The following is a 2,156-nucleotide window of genomic DNA, read 5'->3' as shown; positions in this document are numbered from 1 at the left end:
AAAGCCGAGAAGAGAGGAGAGAGAGCGATGCACGCACACACCGAGCGTCCGTATCTGATGAACACCTGGTACGTCGCCGCCCTGGCCACGGAGGTGGGGGAGGAGGCGTTCTTCCACCGCACCCTGCTCGATACCCCGGTGCTCATCTACCGGCGCCAGGACGGTACCCCCGTGGCCCTGCACGACCGCTGTCCGCACCGGTTCGCGCCGCTGCACATGGGCTGGCGGGAGGGTGACGAGGTGGTCTGCCTCTACCACGCCCTGCGCTTCGACTGCGCCGGACAGTGCACCCACAACCCCCACGGCAACCAGCACATCCCGAAGGCGGCGCAGGTGGCGAGCTATCCGCTGGTCGAGCGCGACGGCTTCCTGTGGATCTGGATGGGCGACGAGCCCGCCGACTACGACGCCGTGCCCGATCACGGCGAGCTGGTCAGCGGCCATCCCAACAGCGTCGGCTACACCTACATGCCGGTGCAGGGGAATTACGAGCTCATCATGGACAACGTGATGGACCTCAGCCACATCGATCACGTCCACGGCGAGATCATCACGACGCGGGGCCAGCTTACCCCGCTGATCCCGAAGGTCGAGGACACGGACGCGTACGTCTCCGCGCGCTGGGAGTGGCGCCAGACGCCGGCGATGCTGATCTTCAACCAGTTCCTGCCCGAGCCCGACGGCGAGGCGCGGCACTTCTTCCACATCACCTGGACGCCGCCGGCGAACATCCAGCTCTCCCTCGGGGCGACCCAGGACGAGAATGCCGCGCTCGACCTCGACGGCTGTACCGGGCAGTACGACCTCCACACCACCACGCCGGAGACCGTGGACAGCACCCACTACTTCTTCGCCACCCGGCGCAATCACCGGGAAGAGGACGGCGAGTACAACGCCCAGAAGATCCGGGCGATGCACGGCGCCTTCGAGGACGAGGACGTGCCGATCATCGAGGCCGTTCACCAGCGCATGGGCACCGCGGATTTCTTCGAACTCAACCCGGTGCTCATGAGCAACGACGTCGCCCCGGTGAAGGTGCGCAAGCGCCTGGAGTCCCTCATCCGCCGCGAGCGCGACCGCAAGGACGAAGGCGGCGGCCAGGCCGGCCGCGTGGCGTGAGCACGGTCCGCCGCCCCGTGCGGGGCGGCGGCAGGGAGGAGAGGGCATGTCCCGGCACGACCGGATTCCGGCATTCGATATCGAGATCGCCGACACCGGGGAGCGCTACCGCTGCCCGGCGGAGGAGAGCCTGCTCCGCGCCATGGAGCGGCTGGGCCGCCGCGGCATCCCCGTGGGCTGCCGCGGCGGCGGCTGCGGGGTGTGCAAGGTCGAGATCCTTGCCGGCGAGGTGGTCTCGGCCCGCATGAGCCGCGCCCATGTGGACGACGCGGAGCGTGCCGCCGGGCGTGTCCTGGCCTGCCGGAGCCACCCGCGCAGCGACGTCTTGCTGCGCGTCGTCGGCGCGATGCGCAAGGGCTTCACCCGCAACGCGCCGGGCTGAGGCCGATCGACCATTCCATCGAGGAGGAGAACATCATGTCCCAGAAGGACGTACTGCGGCCCGGACACGTCGGCATCCGGGTCATGGACCTGGACGAGGCCGTCCGCCACTACACCGATCACGTGGGCCTCATCGAGACCGCCCGCGACCGCGAGGGACGGGTCTATCTCAAGGCATGGGACGAGTACGACTGGTTCTCGCTGGTGCTGCGCGAGGCGGACGAGTCGGGCATGGATTTCATGGCCTTCAAGGTCCGCGACGCCGAGGCCCTGGCCCGCCTGGAACAGGCCCTGGCTGAGTTCGGCTGCCGCGTCGAGCGCATCCCTGCCGGCGAGCTCGCGCACTGCGGCGAGCGCGTGCGCTTCGATTCGCCCACCGGCCATCACTTCGAGCTCTATGCCGAGAAGGACTTCTACGGCAACGAGGTGGGGACCACCAACCCGGAGGCCTTCGTGGACACGGTGGGCGGCATGGCGGCCAACCGCTTCGACCACTGTCTGCTTTACGGCACGGACCTCGACGGCAGCCTGCGTCTGTTCCGCGAGGTCCTGGGCTTCGACCTGGCCGAGCAGGTCCTGGACGGCGAGACCCTGGTCGGCGCGTTCCTGTCGTGCTCCAACAAGGCCCACGACATCGCCTTCATCCGCCACGACGA

The 2,156-nt window shown here is 68.6% G+C and carries 3 protein-coding genes; all 3 read left to right on the top strand.

The genetic code is table 11. The features are described from left to right. Positions 1-27: 27 nt before the first annotated feature. A complete protein-coding gene (locus G7A99_RS18525; protein WP_163142963.1) occupies positions 28-1,119 on the top strand; it encodes an aromatic ring-hydroxylating dioxygenase subunit alpha in 1,092 nt (363 codons plus the stop codon). A gap of 46 nt (positions 1,120-1,165) precedes the next feature. Beyond that, positions 1,166-1,501: a 2Fe-2S iron-sulfur cluster binding domain-containing protein gene (locus G7A99_RS18520; RefSeq protein WP_163142960.1), complete on the top strand. Its 336-nt coding sequence runs from the start codon at positions 1,166-1,168 to the stop codon at positions 1,499-1,501. A 35-nt stretch (positions 1,502-1,536) separates the two neighbouring features. Then, positions 1,537-2,156, top strand: a 620-nt coding sequence (locus tag G7A99_RS18515; RefSeq protein ID WP_163142958.1) for a VOC family protein, incomplete at its 3' end; no start/stop codon positions are given.

The organism is Arhodomonas sp. KWT, from assembly GCF_010993615.1.
This window is presented reverse-complemented; position numbering and strand designations above follow the sequence as displayed.

Excerpts from the sequence above, each read along its gene's own strand:
- G7A99_RS18525 (WP_163142963.1), top strand. The coding sequence starts at position 28 with ATGCACGCACACACCGAGCGTCCGTATCTGATGAACACCTGGTACGTC.
- G7A99_RS18520 (WP_163142960.1), top strand. The coding sequence starts at position 1,166 with ATGTCCCGGCACGACCGGATTCCGGCATTCGATATCGAGATCGCCGAC.